Here is an 18,192-nt window from a genome sequence, read left to right as displayed (position 1 = left end):
GTCCTTTCATGATGCGTATTCCGGTCGACGACAGGCGGCCGATCATTCGGGCAGCGCTCCGCTACTTCCGGATTTTCTTGATCACGCCCTTTACCGCCGCGCCCGCAATGCGGACGCCTAGGGCGCCGGCGACCAGCGCCCCCTCAGGGCCGGGCGGGGCGTGGACGACGTGGTCCAGGCCCCTCGCTCGTGCGCTGGCATCCTCGGTGGTGTTCTGGATCCCTACTTTCTGATCCGCCACGCGTTCGATCGCGTTGCGTTCCCCCGAGCCGTTGACTTTGCACCCCGGGCACTCCGTGAAGGGGCTGGGACCGTGAATGGGGCACGCGGAGTTGTGGACGAGGAGGTAGTTGGCCCCGGCTCGGACGTGGTAGGTGTGGATGCCGCTGACGCTGAGGTTGTAGACGGTCTGGTCGGCGACCTCACCGCGGTCGCGGATCGTGGTGACCTGCACGGCCGCGATGCTCGACGGGTCACGGACGAGGTCCCCGGGCCTGAGGTCCCCGGCGTTCACCCAGCCGCGGCCGTGGACCCAGAAGGGGTGGCCGGCGGTGGCGGTGATCGTCGCCTGTCGCGAGCCCCCGACACCGATGTCGATCAGGTGCTTGGTGCCGTGGCCGACGATGACTCCCGCGACGGGCTCGCCGACTGTGGCGTCGGTGGCCGGGTCGGTGGCCTTGACCTGGTCGCCTTCGTGGATCTCGCTGATCGGTTTCGTGCTGCCGTCGGCCATCTCCACCAGGGTGTCCGGGGAGAACGAGTTGCACTTCTCGACGGCCGTGACGGCCTTGCCCAGGGTCGAGGCCTCCTTGGCGGCGTTCTTGGCCACGGCGCCGGCGAGTTTGCCGCCGGGGATCATGCCGAGCGCGTCCGCGGCCGCGGCGGCCTTGTTGCCCTGGGCGAGTTGGCCGGCTGCGGCCAGCCCGGAGGACACCGTGCCGACGGGGCCGGGTACGTAGGCCACCACCTCGGCCGCGGTGGTCGCGACGTGGACCACCGACTTCCAGGAGAACGTTCCCGCCAGGTCGAGGCCGTTGATGGGGTCGGCGTTGACGTAGTCGTAGTCGTTGGCCGATCCGCCCGCGACCGGGTCCATCTGGAGGAAGCGGCCCAGGACTGGCAGGTAGACGCGGGCGCCCATCTCGATGGCTTGTTGGCCGGCCAGGTGTTCCACGGGTCGTTCGTGCTGGCCCAGCCACCCGAAGTCCATGCCGCCGGCCGCGGTGGCCGGGATCGGGATGTCGGCGAACGCGCCGGTGGTGGGATCGATGTTCTGCCCGAACGGGTCGTACAGGTGCAGGGCACCGGTTCGGGCAGCGGTGCCGTCGGCGGTGAACAGCACGTCGCCGTGGATGTTGGGGTAGGACCAGTTGGTGGTGGCGGCCTTGTCATAGCTCTTGGTCAGCAGCACCCCGCCGGGCAGGGCCACGATCCGCTGCAGCAGAGCGCCGTCCTTGTCCAGGACCAGGTCCGCGTCGTCGTGCTTGGAAGTGTAGGAGTAGCGGGTGGTCCCGTTCTTCGACAGGTCGGAGGCTCCGGTGACGGTTCGGCTGGTCAACCGGTCGGCCGGGTCTCGGGTGTAGGCGATGGCGGTGCCACCTGCGGTGGTGGTGGAGACGTGGCGCTTGGTGGAGTCGTACCCCAGGGTGTCGCCGCCGATCTTCGCGGTGTTGCCGCGGGCGTCGTAGGCGAGTGCCAGCGCGAGGCCGCCGCTGGTGGAGGTCAGCCGGTCGGTGGCGTCGTAGCAGTAGTTGGTGGTGACCGCGGGGGCGCCGTTGAGGCTGTCGGTGGACGCGGTGCGGTTGGTGTTCATCCCGGCGTTCTTGGCGGCTCCGCACCCGTCGGCCGGATCGAACCGGTAGGTGAGCTGGTGGTGCGGGACGGTCGCGGCCACGAGCCGGCCCATCGCGTCGTAGGTGTAGGAGTAGGCCGCGCTGGTCTTGCCGTCCTCCGTCACCGCGTCGTCGGTGATGCGGTTGTCCCGGGAACGGGTGACGGTGTCGACCACGGTGGACGCCACGGTCTTCCACGTCAGTGCCGTGGGCTTGCCGGAGTCATTGCGGGTCAGCGAGTCGAGGCGGGATCCGTTGCCGTAGGCGACCGTGGCCAGTTCGGCCGCGGTGGTGTAGGTGGGGGTGGCGACGACGGTGCCGTCGACCTTGACCTGAACCAGCTGGTTGGCGGCGTTCCAGGCGTAGGACACGGTGCTGGACACGCCCTTGACCGTGGTCGTGTCGTTGGTCAGCCGGCCGACCTGGTCGTAGGTGGAGACCGAGGTGACGCCGTTGGCGTCCGTGTAGGCCACCTCCTGACCGAGCAGGTCGATCACGGTGGTGATGGACCCGCTCGCATCGCTGGCCTTCGAGACGAGCGGATCACCGCCGACCGCGTAGTCGTAGCTGACCGTGCGCCCCGGCTTGTCCCCGAAGGCCGGGAAGACCCTCTTGGTCGCTTGCCCGCGCGCGTCGTAGCTGGTGCAGCTCCACGGCTCGTCGTTGACGCGCGAGGCGACGATCCGGCCGGCCTCGTCGTAGACCGTCTCGCCGGTGAGCGCCGGTCCGGTGCCCGGCTTGGCTCCGGTGACCGTCTTGGCCATGCCGCCCTGGTTGGCGGCCGGGGCGTTCGGATCGCACGGGTTGGTACGGGTCTCGGCGTCCCCGTAGTAGGTGGTGGTGCCGCGCTGGTCGGGGTTGGTGACGTCTCCGGCCGGTAGCGCCTCGGCCAGCTTGCGCAGGTACCCCGTGCCCGGACGTTCGTAGGTGGAGCGGGCGGTGAGGTTGAGACCGCCGGGGTCGGACGTCGCGGACACCTGGATCCCGTACACCGGGTCGATGCCCGCGGCCGGGTCGGCATAGCCGGTCGCACCGCGCTTGGACGGTGCCCGTTCCGTGGCGCCGCCGGAGGTGTCGTCGGTGGTGGAGCTGGTCGCCCAGCCGTAGCGGGGCGCGAGGTTCGCCCCCGGCACCGGCGCAGGTGTGTTGGTGCCGGGTGTGGTCCAGGTGAAGGCCAGTGCCCCGGTCGTGCCGGAGCGGTTGTAGTAGTCGACGCGGACGCGGTGCCAGCTGCCGGCCGTGGCGTTGGTGTACTTGCCGGTGACCGCGGTGGAGGACTTGTCGCCCCAGCTGTCGACGGTCAGGACATCGTCGACCCACAGGCGGACCCCGTCGACCGCGGTGAACCCGAGGCCGTAGTCCCCGGCGGCGGGGAACTGCATCTCACCGGTGAACCGGCCCGACCAGCCGCCGGTGTTCGCCACCGGCGGGCTCGCTCCCCAAGACCGGGACAGCGCCCCGTCCGGGGTACCGACCCCGGTGGCGAACTCCTTCGGCACGCCCGACAGCTCGGGGTTGTCGTAGTAGGCGGCCGACAGACCCGCCAGTTGCTCGTCGTAGTTGATGTGGCTGTGCGGCATCTTGGCCGCGCACGCGGGTGTCGGGGTCTGTCCGGTGAAGCAGGACGCCGGTGCGGGACCGTACTTGTCGACCGGGCGGTCGGCGTGGTCGTAGACCGTGGTGGAGCGCCGGCCTGCGCTGTCGACCGACGCGGTGGCCTGGTCCTTCGTGTTCCATTCCGCGGAGATGCTCGCCCCGGTGAAGTCGGTGCTGATCAGCGCGCGGCCGGCGTCGTCGTAGGTCACGGTGCGCGAACGGGTGGAGTCGTAGACCCCGGCCAGGGCCACGGTGGCCTGCTTGCGCTCGAGGTAGTACTGGTAGAAGTGCTCGGCCCGCAGCCCGCTCGAGCGGCCGTCCGGGGCCGGGGCCAGGACCTGCACCGCACGCTGGGCCGGCGGTTCCTGGGGCTGCTCGATCACGGAGTCGTAGCCGATCACCGTACAGGCGGCGGCGACGTCACCGGTGTTGGTGCAGCCGTTCTCCGCGGACGGGGCCTGGTGGGCCACCCAGTCATAAGCCAGGCTGCCGCGCAGGGTGGCCAGCGGCCCGATGCTGTCCAGGGCCTTCTGCTTCTCCTCCTCGTTGTCACCCGCCTGGTCGTAGCGATCCTTGGCCGAGGCGCGGCCCACATAGTCGAAGTCCTGCATGACCGCGCCCGGGTTCTCGATCCGGGCCAGGGTGCCCATCTGGTACCACAGCCGCGTCTCGGTACCGTCCCAGTACCGGATCCGGCACAGCATCTGCGCCGGAGCCGAGTCCGAGCCCGGCGGGCGGGAGACCCCGCCGTAGCAGCTGTCGCTGCCGTCGGTGTTGTAGAACAGCCGGTGCGACCGGCCCGAGACCGGGTCCTTGATCTGGGTCAGCCGCGGCGGCGTCCCGCTGTAGAGGTACTGCAGGGCCGCGGGCTTCTTCCCGTCGAGGACCGATTCCACCGCGGCCAGCGTGCCGTCGGGGTTGAACACCGACACCGTTTCGCCCTCGGTGACCGTGATCCGGCCCGCGCTGTCGAAGGCGAGTACGCCGTCCTCGTTCGCCGGGGGCGTGTAGCCGCCCGTGGAGGCCTTGGCCCAGGTGTGCTTGCCGCCGGCGGAGTCGGTGAGCACCACCGAGCCGTCCAGCATCTCGCCGTGGCTGTATCCGCTGGACTGCGCGGACAGCGTCCACCCGGCCGGCAGCGACTGCGAGTCCGCGGACAACAGCCACTCCGTCGGTACGATCCGCGGTTCGAGGTTGTGACTGCGCTGGTCATCGGCGCCCACGCTGCTCTTGGCCCAGAGCACCATGCGGGGACGCTGGTCGGTGTGGTGGTACAGCTCGACGCGCAGCGGCACCACCTGACCGGCCTTCAGCGCGACCTCGCTGTTCTGGTGCGGGCCGGGCAGCAGGAAGTCGTCACCGGGGTCGCCAGGGTTGGGATTGTCGTACACGAGCTTGTCGCCCAGCCAGACCCGCGCACCGTCGGTGTGTGCCCCGCCGAACCGGAAGTCGCCGGTGACCGGTGCCTTGAACAGGCCCTCCCAGCGCACGACGAACCAGTTCTTGTCCAGCGCCGGCGGCATCGGGTTGTCCCGCCACGGCAGGTTGTCCGGGTTGCCGGTCCGCGTGGTGCCCCAGTCCAGGTTGACCTGCGACTCACCGCGCACCATCACCGGGATCGCGTCCGGGGTGCCCGCGTGCCGCGAGTCGTTGAAGTACGAGGCGCGCACCCCGTGCGGGGCGCCCTGCCGGGAGTTGTAGGCGAAGCTCACCCCGGCCGGTCCGCCGACGGTCTGGAACGACGGCCCGGCGGCCTCGACGTGCGCGTTGCCGTTGAACAGGTTGACCGTCACCGGCCCCAGGTGGTCGGTGGGCGCCGGCCCCGGATCTCCCACCCGCTGGTTGACCGTGAAGTGCCCGACCCACAGTGGCGCGGTCGCGTCCGTGTCGCCGGACATCGCGGTAGCGGCCGTCCAGGTATAGCGGCCGCCGTCGTGCAGCACGTGCTTGGGAACCGTCCACTGTGGCTGATCCAGGCACCCGGAGTCCACCACACTGCCCGAGCGGCCGTCGAACCCGGTGGAGATCTTGAAGCAGTACAGCACGCCGTCACCGGCCGCGGCCACCTGCAACACCGGTGTCTCCGAGCCCACCACCGCGCCGTCGACCGGCGAGACCAGACTGGTCTGCGGCGCGGATTCCGCCGCCAGCGCTCCTCTCCGCGCGTCGGACCGGGGATGCCTACCCGTCGCCAAGGGCGTGAAGTCGGCCTTCGGCTGCTTCGGCTCGGCCCGCGGGCCCTGCTTCCCCGCCGACCGAATCGACAGGATCGGCAGGTTCCGCGGCACCTTTTTCGCCACCGGCGCCGCGGACACCGTCGGCACGGCCGCCAGTTGCGCCAGTGCCACCACCAATACCGCGGCCAGCACGGACATGCCGAACCGCCACCACGACCGCGCGGTTAATCGCGCCCTGCCGTTACCCCCGAACACGGCCCCTCCAAGCTTCGACGTTCATCGACACCCGCGACCCGGTGGGACGTGGGCCCTGCTGCTTCGGCGTCCGGTCGGTTGACTCGGGCGGCGACTGAGAGCGTGCCTCGGCCGCGCGTGACAGTACGCAGGCACTGCCCGACCTGTCTTGGACGAAATTGACCTCGGCGGCACGGAGCGAGAACGCGCCGCCGCTGTTCGAAGGCGACGAGCCGGAAAGAAGACAACGGGACCCGACTCGCCGTCGGTCACGGTCCGGACCCGGCAGCGTGTGGCCCGCCGCACGGCCGCCAGGATGCCTTGGGTCACCGCGACGCCGAACACCCGGCCGCGAGCAGGCCCAGTACACCCGGAAGGGCGGCGGTCGCGGGCCCCAGAGCGGCGAGCACGGCAGCGGTGAACGCGACGGCGCGACCGGCCGGGACGGGCCGGAGGAGACCCGCGTTCCCCACGGACAGCACGTACATCGGTGTCCGGCGGCCCCACACGGTGCGGCAGGCCAATCGGCCGACGACGCCCTGGTCAGGGTCGCTGACACCCGCTTCCCGCAGTCTCCCGACGGGCAAAGCGCTGCCTGAAGTCCCGGTGAGGACGGCCTCCCAGCGGAGCCACCCGTAGCCGGTTCGCTCCCATATGAGCCGCAATTGCGCAGCGGCGGCGCGCAGCTGGGCCGTGGCCGTGGGCCGCAGGCTCAACTCGGCTGCCGCAGAGCAGTAGAGCCTCATTGCCTCCCGCAGGGCGCTGCTCCAGCGGGCCGGATCCCCGTCGAAGGGGAACGGGGCTGGCGGCGCCGGTGTTCACTGTCCGCCATCCGCGACGGGGCCGGCGGCTGGACAGGACTGCAGGGTGGTGCGGCTCGCCGTGCTCTCCGCGACGGAGGCCGACAGCCGGTGCTCGGCCTCGACTCGTACCTGGGCGGCCGCGTACCAGCAGTGGGTGCCGCCGCGTGGCGGCAGCCATAGGGAGGCGTCCTTGGCCACATTCGTCGGCCCATCGCTGGCCGTCAGTTCCCGGGCGTCCGTCTGCCAGGAAAGCCCCGGGGGCAAGGCCGCCTCCGAGGTGGCGCCGGAACCGGAGGGTGACATCGTGAGGCGGCCGCAGGCGGAGGCGGCCAGTACACAGGCGACCACGAGGTCGGCGACGAGGAGGCGGTAAACCATGGAAGATTCCTGTTCGGGTCGGTACGCAGCTCCGTCATTTGCTACAGGTGCCGAAATGGGGGCCGGTGTGACACTCCGCCCTGAAATCTCTTCGGGCGGGCACCGTCAGGCCCCCGGTGCGTGACCTGTCTCCGCGAAGATGGCGCGGGTCTCATCGAAGATGAACAGATGCCGGTTCGTCTCACCGAAGATGGACCGCCGCAGGCCAGAGCCCCGCCTTACAGGACTCGCCGCGAGTCGGCCGTCCGGGATCCGTCCAACTCGGCCTCACCGGTACTGCTCCTTGCCTCGCACGTCAGCAGCTCCGCGACCTTCGGCGTGCCACGAGCACCGCGTCGGTAGCGACTGCCCGCTGAGCACCGGCGCTGAGGCCGGGCTGCTTCTGGAGCGTGCTGAAGGCCGAGTGAGTGCGCCGCACGACGTTCGCGACCCGCACAGACGCCGATCTCGCGCTGTTCGCCTACATCGACGGCTGGTACAACACCCGCCGCATTCAAAAACGTCTCGGCTGGCTCAGCCCCGACGAATACGAGGCGAAGTACCACGCCGATCAGGCGACGGCCGAACCAGTGGTATCCGAACCACCGACACCCACACCGACCAGGTAATCAGCACCTCCCGCGCAACGGGGGAAGCTCAGTCGGCTCCGAAGGCGAAGGCGCCACCACCTGGATGGAAGTCCTGTCAGAACTACGGAACCGGGGCATCGAGGACGTCTGCATCGTGGCCTGCGGCGGCCTGAAAGGCCTGCCCGACGCGATCACCGCGACCTGGCCCAGAGCCACCGTCCAGACCTGTGTGATCCAATCGAGGTAAAGGCAGCGCCAACCTAAAGCGTGGTCATTTCGAGGGACCCGAGTCGCGTCCGTCTTGAGCCTCAGGCGGTTTATCGGATAGTTCTCTCAAGATTTCATCGCGAAGCTCAGACGCAGAGATTTCCGATTCCTCGCTGATGCGAATACGTCGCCCTACTGCATCCTCAATCTGGATTCTCACGGCAGGCTTCTCACTTCTTCTGCCAAGTAGAGAAATCAAGGAAACGGCCACCCCTGCCACCCCGCCGGCCACACCAATGAGCGCCGGCCAGAGCTCTTCGGAAGAGGCCACTATTCGACCCCCGTTACCACACAGGCGACACCGGTAAGGACGGCAGCAAGGAAGAGCCAGCCGGACATCTCAACTCGGAAATCAACGGACAGATCGCCAAGGATGATGTAATAAATAGTATTACCTAGAAACGCGGCACCGGCCGCCGAAACAGCCCCGAACCCCAGGAAGTCATACTTCTCCAACCCTCTTCCAATGCGATCTGCAGCGGCAGCAGCACACAGAATTGCTGACGCAATAAAGAGGTCTCCTTTTTGCAAAACCGCACTCTTGGAGGGGTGATCACCTTCTTTGCCGATCTCAATCCAGATGGGAATCAGGCCAACAATCACCCCGCCAACCACCCAAATCAGCACGCGCCAAAAAATCTCCTTCCTTGATCTCCTCGCCTTATCCTGCCCCTGAATTCCGGCCATGACTCCTCTATGGCTCATACAGTCCTGCACGAAAAATGCCACAGCTACAAAGATGTTTCAAGAACCGACCCGCAAATACGCCCCTTCGCCACGCAGCTGCCTGCGCCGGCCGTAGGCCGTATGGGCCGGAAAGCCCAAAGGAAGGTACGTACAGGTGTCAGCCGTGGCCATCATCGTCAAGATACGAGCGGGCAGACTCAGTCCATTCTTCAAGGCTTCGAGCCAGCGCTGTGTTTGCATCCCTGAAGGCTCGCAGCCTGTTGTCAGGAGACAGCGCTTGGCGGGCATCATTGATCATTGAAGTGCCTGTCGATCACCCGTACCTCGCCCGGCACCGCCAATGGAGTCGCCCCCGTCACGGCCAGCCGGCGCACCGCCGCTCCGAACTCCCCCGCTGCCAGCCGGCCAGCGCGTCGGCATCGGCCTCAGTGGACCAGCCCGACAGCCGGTCCTCCCCCTCGGCATCGTCCGCCAGGACCAGCAGCGGCCCGTCGAGACGGAACCTGGTCGTGCCCTCTGCCCCCTCCATGAGCACCGTGGCCGACGGCATCTCCGACGGGATCTCGATCTTGCCGTGAGCCAGGAGCCAGGCGCCCACTGCGCGGCGGTCGAACTCTGGACTCACGTCCATACCGCCTGGTGCGGATCCCGAATTTTTCCCCAGGGCCGCTCTTCGTTCCCCAGTCAGTTGCTGTCAGCAACGGGGATCGGGGCCGCCCCTCCGCTGTGGCGTCCGACCGCAGGTCAACACCCAGGGGGTGGGGAATTTGGGCGAGCAGGTCTGTCCCACCCCCGAGCGCGGGGTGGGGAGATTCGTCGAGCCTCATCACGCGGGAAGTCGGCATGGTTCCGGCGCCAGTTCACCACGGCCCTCCGGGCCACTCCGGCGATCCTCCCCACCTCCGCCAGCAGCACCACATCCTGCCCCGGGGCGACCGGGGCGACCGGGGCGACCGGGGCGACCGGAGCGAGGCCCGCGAGCGGCGAGCGGCGGCCCGCGGCCACGGTGCGTTCATCTTCAGTGAGACGAACCGGCATCTGTTCATCTTCGATGAGATCCGTCATGCCTTCACTGAGACGGGTCAGTGCGTGTCCGTTTCGCCAAGGCGATTCGCGGTTGGCCGACGGGCCGAACGGGGTGCCTTCGTCGTGACGAGGACGGCGGTCGTCACGTCGCCCACTGCCGGCCCGGCAGCCGCGGGCTGCCCTGGCGGTCAGGTCGAGCGGCCGAAGACGGACTGGTACAGGTGGGAGGATCAAGTACGACAGCAGCCGCAATCCTCCGTTCACCGTCATGACGTCCATGCCCAGCCCTTTGTGAGAAAGGCTCTTCGAAGATGTCCACTGACCAGGAGTCCTGGGAATCCGCGGTACAGCACCTGTACGAGGACGGGTTCGCGTTCATTGCCACCGGTCCGCGCAAGCACGAGGACTGGCGGGCCGACGTGCTCGCCGTCATGGAACGCGCCGTCTCCGACCCGCGCGGCTGGGCGGGGCTCGACCACATCGCGAACGAACGCTCTTCGGAACATGCCGCCTTCCCGTTCTGCCGCCCGTCCTTCAGGGCCGATCCGTCCCGCCCGCTCACCCCGGCCGACGTCGGGGAACGGTTGCACGAGCTCGACCGTGCGAGCGCCGAGAATCTCCTGCTCGCACTCACCGACGACGGCTGCACCCTGCGGAACCTCGAACGGTTCACCGAGAGCCTCGACGAGCTACAGGACATGGCCCGCACCATCCTCGCCCGCTACGGGGACGCGTTCACCTGTCACACCAACGTCAGCTCTACCGGGCACATCGGCACGCTGGACTTCGGGGGGAAGCCCATGGGCTGGACGCCGATGACCTTCTACGGGGAGGACTGCGGCCTGGTCGTCGTCTCCGACACCGAGGTCGGGCTGTTCTGGGCATTCGGCGACATCTGAGCCCTGACAGGAGGAAATCCATGCCTACCCGATCCACCCACCCCGCCACCTGGGACGCCGCGCTGCTACGGCTCTTGGAGGACGTCTACACCTTCGCCAGGAGCGGCCCCCGGCTGCACGAGGACTGGGCCGAGGACGTCCTCGCCGTCATGGAGCGCTCGGTGGCCGACCCACGGGGCTGGTCCGCCATCGAACCGCGTTCGAGCAGGGGTGGGAGGCCGGCTACCCCTTACTACCCGTTCCGTGCCATGACTGCCGAGGCCCTCCGCGCTGGGGTCCGCCCGATCACGGAGGGCGCCGCCGTCGAGTTGCTCGCCTCTCTCGCGCAGGAGTGGTTCTTCGAGGGCTCTCCGGTCCGGTCGCGGGAGGACCGCGACACGGTGCTCACGGATGCCCGGACCGTGCTGGACCGGTTCGGCCCCGATGCGGCGTTCCGGACCTCCTCCGACCTCGCGCGCGCCTCCGACGCGCCCGACTTCCTCGCGCGGGACCTCGAAGGCGGCCACCCCTTCACCGACTACATGATGGATCTCGGCCTGATCGCGGTGTCCGCGGACGAGGTCGCCGTCTTCTGGTCGTTCAACGCGAATTGAGACAAGGATCCGATGCTGGCCTGATCCGCCACCTACCCCGACCGGGAGACCGCCCAGTGGGCCACCCAGCAGGTGGTGACCGCCGACGAGCAGGTCATCCACCGCTGGTTCGCCCAGGAGACGCGGGCCCGCCTCACCCTCGAAGCCGCCTGGCCGTTCCGTGAGGAGCCCGTCGGCCGGGTGCAGCTGGAGGCGATGCTGCTCGCCGCGCGGGAACGCGTCGAGGTCCGTGCCGCCCGCGTCGTCCTGCGCCGTGAGCCTGCGGTCCCGTACGGATTCGTCGTTCTGACCACCGTCCCGTTCTACCTGTAGGGGCAGCCCGACCGTGTCCACGAAGCCCCTCGAACACGACCGGCGCTACGGCGAGCTGGACCAGGTGATGCGCGCCTACCTCGGCCAGCCTGCGGACGACACGGCGGAGCAGCGCAGCCGCGCGCTGGACGCCTACCTGCGCCACACCTGGCACACCCGCCCCTGGGCCATCGCGGAGGCGGAGCGCCGGCTGCGCGAGTACGGCCGCAACCCCCCGGGGCGCCTGCGGATCGACCTCGGAGAGTTCTAGGCCGTCCCCGACATCGGGTTCCCCGAGTCCGTGATCGGTGACTGGCTCCTCCTGCTCGCCGACCACCGCAAGCAGAATGTCGAGGACGGCGAGGTGCCGCCGCCGGGGACCCCGCAGACCCACTGGGAGTGGCACGCACGATTCCCGGAGACCGCGCAGCTGCTGGGCGGCTGGTTCTCGCAGGACATCGTCGAGGAGTTCCCCGACCACGAGGCAGCGGTCGCGGAGTACGCCGCAACCACCGACCCCCAGCTCGTCGCCCGCCTCGTTGGTGAGCTCCAGGAGCTCCTCGCCCTCCCGCGCGACGAGGTGACTACGCCCTGGCCGCTGCGGAACTCGGCATGGAGGTCGCCCCGCCCGAGCCGTTCTCGTACGGGGCGTGGTTCCAGTCGGTGGCGACGGTACTGGCGGGTGTCTGACCCGTCCGGTGCCAGCCGGGTCAGGCACCTCTCGTCGGGTGTCCAGCCTGAGGCAGCCCAGTCGAGTCCGAGGTCGGCCGGCGCGGCGAGGTTGTAGGCGGCGAGCTCGGCGCGGCGGGTCTTGGTGTTCGACAGGAACACCCTGATTTCGGCGGGGTGAATGAGAGCCGCTTCGGCGGTGGTTTCGGGAGCCGCATCGGTCCGTCTGTGGGGGAGATGGAGAGTGGCAGAGGTCCATGATCGGCGGCGGGATCGGGAGCCACCCTGATCGGGTGACATCTGACCTGGAGTGTCTGCGGGCTCAAGGCTGGGCGGACGAGTGGCTTTGCGATCAGGGTCCTGCCGATCCGCGTCCCTGACAGGCGCGGGAAGGAAGGGCCCGACCTCTTTTTCGGAGACATCGGCCTCGTCGGCCACAGATGATGTCTCGATGAGCCAGAACGAGGTCGACGCACTGCGGCGGTCCGGATACGACACCGGTCATCCCGAGTTCGCCGAACGCATGGTGCGGGCGCTCAATGACGGACTCCGGGTCCTGGAAGCCCTTCCGCGAGACGATGTGTTCTGGCGCGGCTGGGCAAACGATCACGCCACGATCTGCAAGCTCGACGCTTTCACCGTGGAACGGCTGCAACACGATCCCGCAGACCGGACCGCGCGGTGGACGCTTGTGGCGCTCGCGCTCGCCCGCGGCGCCAATGACGGCGGACTCTCCCTGCTCGGGCCGGACATCGCCGCCGACCCGACCGTCGTGGCAGACGCCTTGGTCGTCGCGGACTGGGTCGGCAAAGAGATCGGACTCGATCTCACCACCGAGTTGCGCGAGGTGTGCGCGTGGGCAGACCGCGACGCGCTGGAATGGCTGGCACGGGCAGAGGCCGGAGAGGCGGCACGGGCCGCGTTGCGTGTCCTGGAACTGGGGGCTCCTCACGACGAGGGCCCCGGCAGATAGAGGCCACGCCAGGTGGTTGATGCTGTCCTGGACATCACCAACGAGCACCTTGGGCAGCCATGACCGACTACTTGCAGGCCGTTTTCGACATGCTCGGCCCCGCGGAGACCCGTTACGCCGATCCTGCCGCCTGGCTACGCCTTGAGCAGGAGATCGGGAGAAGTCTTCCCCCGGACTACAAGGCGATCGTCGATGCGTACGCTCCCGTCCAGCTCAACGGGCACCTCGGCCTCTCGTCCCACCCGGCCTGTGCATGGCGGAACCTGGGCGAGCAGATCCGGTCGGATGCGGAAGGCTGGAACGAGTGGCGGGCGTGGGAGGACGACGACCTGGAACCCGACGCTGACCCCCGCGTGATCTGCAATCGCCCGCAGATCACCTTCGGCACCCCCGACGGCCTCATCCCGCTTGCCGACACGGACCAGGGAGCGGCCGTCTTCCTGGCCCCCGAGGTCCACGGGTTCCCTGACGGGATAGTGGTCCAGGGCTCGGCGGGCGACTGGGCCGGCCACCCCATGCACTTCGCCGAGTGGCTGTACCGCTACCTGATCGGTGAAGAGATGGCCGGCTGGGACAGCGCGGCCCTCTACCCCGGCCCCGTCCTCCTGGAGTATCTGCCCACAGGACCGGACCAGCGGACCCGCGAGGTCTACGGCCCAGAACGCGGTATGTGAGTCCACACCGAGCGCGAAAACCTGCCCTGGCGGCGGGCCGCCGCCAGGGACAGCAGTTCGGGTGCCGCTGACAGGTACCAGTAGGTCGAGGACGGTTCCCGGTGTCCGAGGTAGGTGGAAAGCGACGGGATCCTCGCCTGGACGTCGACGCCGTCGCGATACCAGGTCAGCAGGGTGCGGACGGCGAAGGTGTGGCGGAGGTCGTGCAGCCGGGGTGGGTTGGAGGCATCCGTCCCGACGCTGGCGTCATCGAGGGCGTTTTGGCCCACCACCGCCGCCAGGCCGAGCAGAAACAGGCGGAGCCACCTGTACCGACACGCCGAGCTGTCGTTCGTCGCCTGCTCGGGCGCGCAGACATGGAACGTCCAGGGGGACGGCATCCCCGGATCCTGGAGCAATCGTGCGGCGATCGGCCGCTCGGAGGGACAGTTCCACGAGATCGCCCAGATCGACCTTCATGCCGCTACAAAGCCCTGGCGGTCAAGTTGACCGCCAGCCTCGGCTCACTGGTCAGCAGCATCAAGGTGCGCGCCACCAGTGCGACCATCGTGGTCATGGGCTACCCCGAACTCATGAGCCGGACCAGGGCCTGCATCGCGGCGGGTCTGTTCCACGTGAACGAGCAGAAGGCGCTCGGCGGTCTCTCCAAGTACGTCAACGGGAGGCAGGCGGCCGCCGTTCAGGGGGTCCCGCGGGTCTCCTACGCCGACCCCGTCGCGACCTTCAGCAACCACGGCACCTGCGACAACGATGAGTGGATCAACGCCATCGTCGCGGGGCCCAACGGGAACCGGGACTTCCACAACGGAGACTTCCCCGACTCGGTGGGCGACAAGCCGTCGGCGTGCATGGGGGACGTCGCGGGCGGCGCGTGCCTGGGCCGGGAGTCCTTCCACCCCAAGACCGCGGGAACCACGGGCCACGCGAAGGTGATGGAGCAGAAGCTGCGCGACATCGGATACGGCGCGATCTGATGGCCGCCCAGCCCGAAGGCCGTACCGGGGGAACAGGGCGAGTCGTGTTCTTCGGGTGCACGCTTCCCCTCCTCGTCCTCCTCGGCCTCGTCTTCGTCTTCCTCTGGCAGTTCTTCGAGCACGCCGGACCACAGTTCGCGAACCCGCGCGGCACGCCCAAGCGGGAGACGCTCGCTCCGGCCGAACGTCAGGCCGCCGAGCCCCGCAGGGCAGCCGTGGAAGCGCTGGCCAAGGAGCTCCAGGGGGAGTCCGGTCTGACCGGGGAACGACTCCTCGACCGTACGAGGGCAGCTCTCACGCCGCCCTCGTCGGCGCGGATCGACGTCCGGGCCGCGAGCGGGGATCGTCCCGCCGGGATCGGGCTGGGCGAAGGCCGCATCTGTATCACCGCCACGATCCGCCCGGGGGACGTGGACGTCAGGGCCGAAGGGCGCAACCCCGACGGTTCCTGCCTCCCGCAGGGCGGGTGATCGTCCGGCGGGAAAGGTAGAACGACAGAGCCTCCTGGCAGCCATGCCCGCGCCCGGCTGCAACCATCGAGAGGCGCCGGGTTCACCCCCGGCGACAGACCCTGACCCGCTGCCGGTTCCAGCCGCTGCACCACCAGGGGAATCCGCACGACCACGCTGGCGCACGGGAGTGCCACCAGAGCCGGCGCCCCCACCGTTATCTAGGGATCCTCAGCTCTTTGCGCAGGTCAGGTGACTTTTCGGCGAAGCAGGGACATGAGGCACGTGGTCGGAATCACTTCGACCGAAGCGCTTCCGAGGTCTCGACTGCACGCCACCGTTGACACCTTGCCCCACGTGGGGCAAGGTTATCTCAGGCATCCGCCCCAAGTGCTGGAGGAGAAGTCATGGACAACTTGAAGTACGGCATCGGGCAAGCCCTCGGCGGCGCGGTGGACTACGACATCGACGCCATCGCCGCCGCCCTGCGGGATATGGGTGTCAAGGACGTCGATGAGGTGGAGCCGGACGAGTTCTGGGACATTGTCGCCGGTCACACTCTGCCCGAGGCCGAGGAGGTCCAGCCGCTCGACCAGTTCATGGCCGAGATGAAGGCCGCGGTAAAGACCCCTGAGGGGACCCCGACCGTCTGGCAGCGCGGCGGCCTCGTACTGGAGGTCACCGGTCACTCCCGCGTCAACATGACCATGCCGCAGCAGCTCGCCGCCTACACCCTGTCCGTCCTCGGCTCCGAAACGGTCACCCTCACCGCCGAGGAAGTGTCCTCCTGGCCGCGCCTGTGGGAGACGGTCGAATCCCACCTCGCCACCTGGACAGCCGAGGTACAGGCCCGGCAGGAAGCCTACGAGCAGGCGCTCGCCGCCGAGGCCAAGGCCGCCGACGCCGCCCGCAAGGCCGTCGCAGCAGCGGAGAGGGCCCGCCAGGCCCTCGCGGCCGTCGCGCCTGCCGGCGGCGAAGGCCTGGAGAGGTTGTCCATGTCCGCCGACGAAGTCGCGCAGTACCTCGGAATCGGGCGCGGGTCCGTCCGTAAGCAGATGTCGCGCTGGGGGATCGAGGCGGCCTACGAGCGCGGCCGAGCCCGGACGGAAGCCCGCTACCCCACCGCGGAGGTACAGGCCAAGGCCGCCCAGAGGCCGGGCCGGGGGCACCGCAGCGACCTGCTGTGAAGCGCCGCGCGCGCCGCGCGGTGCCGCTAGCGTGAACCGAACTGGTCCCCGCCGCTGCGGGGTTGCACCACCGCATTCGGGCTGGTCCCACAAGGGGTAGGCCCGGCCATCACAGACGAGCGGAAGCGACCATGACCACCATCAGCACCCACCCGGCCCTGTATCCCGCCCTGACCCTGTGGGGGTACACCGAAGACTCCTGCCCCGATGCCCGGCGCCCCGCACAGTGGGAAATGGCCCGGCTCGCCGTCCAAGCCGGCGACTTCCTCGCCACGCACACCCAGCGCCCGACCCCGTCCGAAGAGCCCCCCTCCGACCCCGAGCTGTCGCTGATCGCAGACGGATGGGTCCGCGTCCACGGCTGGCGGCCGATCGCCCCGTACACCGGCCGACAGGCGCCGAGTCCGGTGGCTCCCGATGTTGTGGCACGCCGGATTACCTCCGGCGCCTCCGGGATGCGTACGGGCCTACGCCAGATCATCGAGCGCACCGCCCGGACCCTGCACTACCCGGAAACCCTGCCCGATGGGGTGGCTCTGGCCATCGAAGCGACCCAACTGCCCGATGAATGGTGGACGTACGCGGCAAGCGGATGGCTCGCCACCCTCACCGGATTCGCGAAGCCGAGCGCCATGCGCCCCCTACCGCCGGTACCCGTGAACACCTGGGACCGACGCTATCTGGTGCAGGCGATGACGTGGCTCGCGGATCAGCCCGACCTCACCGAGGTCCGCCAGGCGTTCCACACCCGTCAGCCGGACACCGCCAGCAGCGCACTCCAGTACGACAACCCTGCCAGGGGGGACCTGCCGACACGTACCGTCCTGGCTCGCCTGCTGAGCCTGTACGGAACAGCGCTTCGCAACGGCGACCACCCTGTGGTCGATCTGGTCACGAACACCCGGCTTTAGACCTCAGAGGCCGCACGAACCCGCAGGCAGGCTGCGCCGACGTTCCCTGTCCGCCAAAACCAATCGTGCGTGCGGCCAGGTCGGGAAGGACACGGCCGTCCTTTCGAGCGGAAGGAAGTCGGGGGAGACCAGCATCTCCAACATGCCAGAAGAACCATCGGATACCTGCGAGGCAGGAACAGAAGAGCGCATTTTGCCTCACGTGCCTGACGGATTTTCGGGACCCGAGATAACCACGGGGCCCGGCTCCTGGCGCGCCACGGGGACCTGCACTCGCCCTGCAGTACACGGGTGCCGTGTACTGCAGGGCCGGGGCCCGTCAGACGTACCGCATGCGCACGGGAGCCGTGCCGCCCGGAGATTTGCGCGCAGCTGTCACGCCTTTGCCGTGCCGTCGTCCGCGTCGTCCGCTCAGGTTCCGCGCGTGCATCGGTACCAGGTCCGGCGCGTGGGCGGGGGCAGGCCAGGGCTGCCCGCGAGAACGCGGCACATTGCCTCGGCCCGGCCTTGCGCCGCGGCCAGGCCGTTTTCTGCTCCGAGGGTCTGCGGCCGACGGCAGGCGAATATGTTCGGATTCGATGCGGGTGTGCGAAGAAGCCCGGCGAACAACCGTTACGGAACATGCTGCTCCGCTTGGATGGCGGGTTCCCTGAGTGCGCCGGTGCGCATGGACCGCCGTGCCGGTGAGGCGGGCGGGTGGGTGCAGTGAACACCGGTTGTCGGGGCCGCGCCTGGCTGATGTGTGTGCAGTGTGCAGGCGAGCGTGACGGAAGTGTCCGCTTCCGGTAACCGGCCTAGGCGGGGGCTGCAGCGGAGCCGGCGCCGGGTCGAGAGTGTGGGCCTCGGCTCGCTTCGGGCCGGGAAACCGCACCGCTGCCACCACCTGTTTCGGCTGGTGGGGCATGCTGCTTGAGGGAGCGTCACCCATGTCGTCTGTTTCTTCCTCCGTCCGCCGTATCGCCGCGACCGTTCTGGCCGCCGGAGCCGTCGTCGGCGCTGCCGC

14 protein-coding genes and 3 pseudogenes are annotated in these 18,192 nt (G+C 68.9%); 12 read left to right on the top strand and 5 right to left on the bottom strand.

The window, feature by feature from the left end; translation table 11 throughout:
- Nucleotides 1–61 precede the first annotated feature (61 nt).
- Together ACZ5D2_RS28920 and ACZ5D2_RS28915 are read right to left on the bottom strand one after the other, a co-directional pair.
- Complete coding sequence (locus ACZ5D2_RS28920) at nt 62–5,803, bottom strand: PA14 domain-containing protein (RefSeq protein WP_468933291.1); 5,742 nt, start codon at nt 5,801–5,803, stop codon at nt 62–64.
- An 854-nt stretch (nt 5,804–6,657) separates the two neighbouring features.
- Nucleotides 6,658–7,020, bottom strand: coding sequence for a hypothetical protein (locus ACZ5D2_RS28915; protein WP_468933288.1), 363 nt, complete (start codon nt 7,018–7,020; stop codon nt 6,658–6,660).
- 407 nt (nt 7,021–7,427) lie between these two features.
- Here ACZ5D2_RS28915 and ACZ5D2_RS28910 point away from each other — a divergent pair, with 407 nt between their 5' ends.
- Both ACZ5D2_RS28910 and ACZ5D2_RS28905 read left to right on the top strand, forming a co-directional pair.
- Nucleotides 7,428–7,628 (top strand): IS3 family transposase, encoded by a 201-nt coding sequence (locus tag ACZ5D2_RS28910; protein WP_468933285.1) that lies wholly within the window; start codon nt 7,428–7,430, stop codon nt 7,626–7,628.
- Nucleotides 7,629–7,674: 46 nt separating this feature from the next.
- Nucleotides 7,675–7,824: pseudogene (locus ACZ5D2_RS28905) on the top strand (transposase); the annotation flags it as partial.
- Between the two features lie 302 nt (nt 7,825–8,126).
- Here ACZ5D2_RS28905 and ACZ5D2_RS28900 read toward each other — a convergent pair.
- Nucleotides 8,127–8,543 (bottom strand): hypothetical protein, encoded by a 417-nt coding sequence (locus ACZ5D2_RS28900; protein WP_468933282.1) that lies wholly within the window; start codon nt 8,541–8,543, stop codon nt 8,127–8,129.
- 355 nt (nt 8,544–8,898) lie between these two features.
- The gene (locus ACZ5D2_RS28895; RefSeq protein WP_468933280.1) at nt 8,899–9,174 is read right to left on the bottom strand and encodes a hypothetical protein; all 276 of its coding nucleotides are present in this window, start codon (nt 9,172–9,174) and stop codon (nt 8,899–8,901) included.
- A 706-nt stretch (nt 9,175–9,880) separates the two neighbouring features.
- On the opposite strand from ACZ5D2_RS28895, the gene ACZ5D2_RS28890 reads away from it, so the two are divergent.
- The 6 genes and pseudogenes from ACZ5D2_RS28890 to ACZ5D2_RS28865 all read left to right on the top strand — a co-directional run bounded on the left by ACZ5D2_RS28890 (nt 9,881) and on the right by ACZ5D2_RS28865 (nt 13,668).
- On the top strand, nt 9,881–10,468 hold the full coding sequence (locus ACZ5D2_RS28890; protein ID WP_468933277.1) for a hypothetical protein: 588 nt from the start codon (nt 9,881–9,883) through the stop codon (nt 10,466–10,468).
- 20 nt (nt 10,469–10,488) lie between these two features.
- Nucleotides 10,489–11,061: a hypothetical protein gene (locus ACZ5D2_RS28885; protein WP_468933274.1), complete on the top strand. Its 573-nt coding sequence runs from the start codon at nt 10,489–10,491 to the stop codon at nt 11,059–11,061.
- A 24-nt stretch (nt 11,062–11,085) separates the two neighbouring features.
- Nucleotides 11,086–11,373 (top strand): annotated as a pseudogene (locus ACZ5D2_RS28880) (RNase A-like domain-containing protein); the annotation flags it as partial.
- Between the two features lie 13 nt (nt 11,374–11,386).
- Nucleotides 11,387–12,042, top strand: a pseudogene (locus ACZ5D2_RS28875) (contact-dependent growth inhibition system immunity protein).
- Between the two features lie 430 nt (nt 12,043–12,472).
- Nucleotides 12,473–12,994, top strand: a complete 522-nt coding sequence (locus tag ACZ5D2_RS28870; RefSeq protein WP_468933272.1) for a hypothetical protein — start codon at nt 12,473–12,475, stop codon at nt 12,992–12,994.
- A 59-nt stretch (nt 12,995–13,053) separates the two neighbouring features.
- Nucleotides 13,054–13,668, top strand: a complete 615-nt coding sequence (locus ACZ5D2_RS28865; RefSeq protein WP_468933269.1) for an SMI1/KNR4 family protein — start codon at nt 13,054–13,056, stop codon at nt 13,666–13,668.
- On the opposite strand, the gene ACZ5D2_RS28860 is transcribed toward ACZ5D2_RS28865, so the two are convergent.
- Nucleotides 13,644–14,048 (bottom strand): hypothetical protein, encoded by a 405-nt coding sequence (locus ACZ5D2_RS28860; RefSeq protein ID WP_468933267.1) that lies wholly within the window; start codon nt 14,046–14,048, stop codon nt 13,644–13,646. The genes ACZ5D2_RS28865 and ACZ5D2_RS28860 overlap by 25 nt on opposite strands.
- Nucleotides 14,049–14,153: 105 nt before the next feature.
- Between ACZ5D2_RS28860 and ACZ5D2_RS28855 the strand changes: the two genes are divergently transcribed.
- The 4 genes from ACZ5D2_RS28855 to ACZ5D2_RS28840 all read left to right on the top strand — a co-directional run bounded on the left by ACZ5D2_RS28855 (nt 14,154) and on the right by ACZ5D2_RS28840 (nt 17,189).
- Nucleotides 14,154–14,642: an SGNH/GDSL hydrolase family protein gene (locus tag ACZ5D2_RS28855; RefSeq protein ID WP_468933264.1), complete on the top strand. Its 489-nt coding sequence runs from the start codon at nt 14,154–14,156 to the stop codon at nt 14,640–14,642.
- Nucleotides 14,643–14,686: 44 nt separating this feature from the next.
- Nucleotides 14,687–15,112: a hypothetical protein gene (locus ACZ5D2_RS28850; RefSeq protein ID WP_468933261.1), complete on the top strand. Its 426-nt coding sequence runs from the start codon at nt 14,687–14,689 to the stop codon at nt 15,110–15,112.
- A 386-nt stretch (nt 15,113–15,498) separates the two neighbouring features.
- A complete protein-coding gene (locus ACZ5D2_RS28845) occupies nt 15,499–16,278 on the top strand; it encodes a hypothetical protein (RefSeq protein ID WP_468933258.1) in 780 nt (259 codons plus the stop codon).
- 131 nt (nt 16,279–16,409) lie between these two features.
- Nucleotides 16,410–17,189: a hypothetical protein gene (locus ACZ5D2_RS28840; protein ID WP_468933255.1), complete on the top strand. Its 780-nt coding sequence runs from the start codon at nt 16,410–16,412 to the stop codon at nt 17,187–17,189.
- Nucleotides 17,190–18,192 lie beyond the last annotated feature (1,003 nt).

This window comes from Streptomyces sp. NPDC031479, assembly GCF_055581065.1.
Note: the sequence above shows the minus strand (reverse complement) of the source record. Positions and strands in the feature narration are given on the sequence as shown.

Excerpts from the sequence above, each read along its gene's own strand:
- ACZ5D2_RS28920 (WP_468933291.1), bottom strand. The coding sequence starts at position 5,803 with ATGTCCGTGCTGGCCGCGGTATTGGTGGTGGCACTGGCGCAACTGGCG.
- ACZ5D2_RS28915 (WP_468933288.1), bottom strand. The coding sequence starts at position 7,020 with ATGGTTTACCGCCTCCTCGTCGCCGACCTCGTGGTCGCCTGTGTACTG.
- ACZ5D2_RS28900 (WP_468933282.1), bottom strand. The coding sequence starts at position 8,543 with ATGGCCGGAATTCAGGGGCAGGATAAGGCGAGGAGATCAAGGAAGGAG.
- ACZ5D2_RS28895 (WP_468933280.1), bottom strand. The coding sequence starts at position 9,174 with ATGGACGTGAGTCCAGAGTTCGACCGCCGCGCAGTGGGCGCCTGGCTC.
- ACZ5D2_RS28890 (WP_468933277.1), top strand. The coding sequence starts at position 9,881 with ATGTCCACTGACCAGGAGTCCTGGGAATCCGCGGTACAGCACCTGTAC.
- ACZ5D2_RS28885 (WP_468933274.1), top strand. The coding sequence starts at position 10,489 with ATGCCTACCCGATCCACCCACCCCGCCACCTGGGACGCCGCGCTGCTA.
- ACZ5D2_RS28870 (WP_468933272.1), top strand. The coding sequence starts at position 12,473 with ATGAGCCAGAACGAGGTCGACGCACTGCGGCGGTCCGGATACGACACC.
- ACZ5D2_RS28865 (WP_468933269.1), top strand. The coding sequence starts at position 13,054 with ATGACCGACTACTTGCAGGCCGTTTTCGACATGCTCGGCCCCGCGGAG.
- ACZ5D2_RS28860 (WP_468933267.1), bottom strand. The coding sequence starts at position 14,048 with ATGCCGTCCCCCTGGACGTTCCATGTCTGCGCGCCCGAGCAGGCGACG.
- ACZ5D2_RS28845 (WP_468933258.1), top strand. The coding sequence starts at position 15,499 with ATGGACAACTTGAAGTACGGCATCGGGCAAGCCCTCGGCGGCGCGGTG.
- ACZ5D2_RS28840 (WP_468933255.1), top strand. The coding sequence starts at position 16,410 with ATGACCACCATCAGCACCCACCCGGCCCTGTATCCCGCCCTGACCCTG.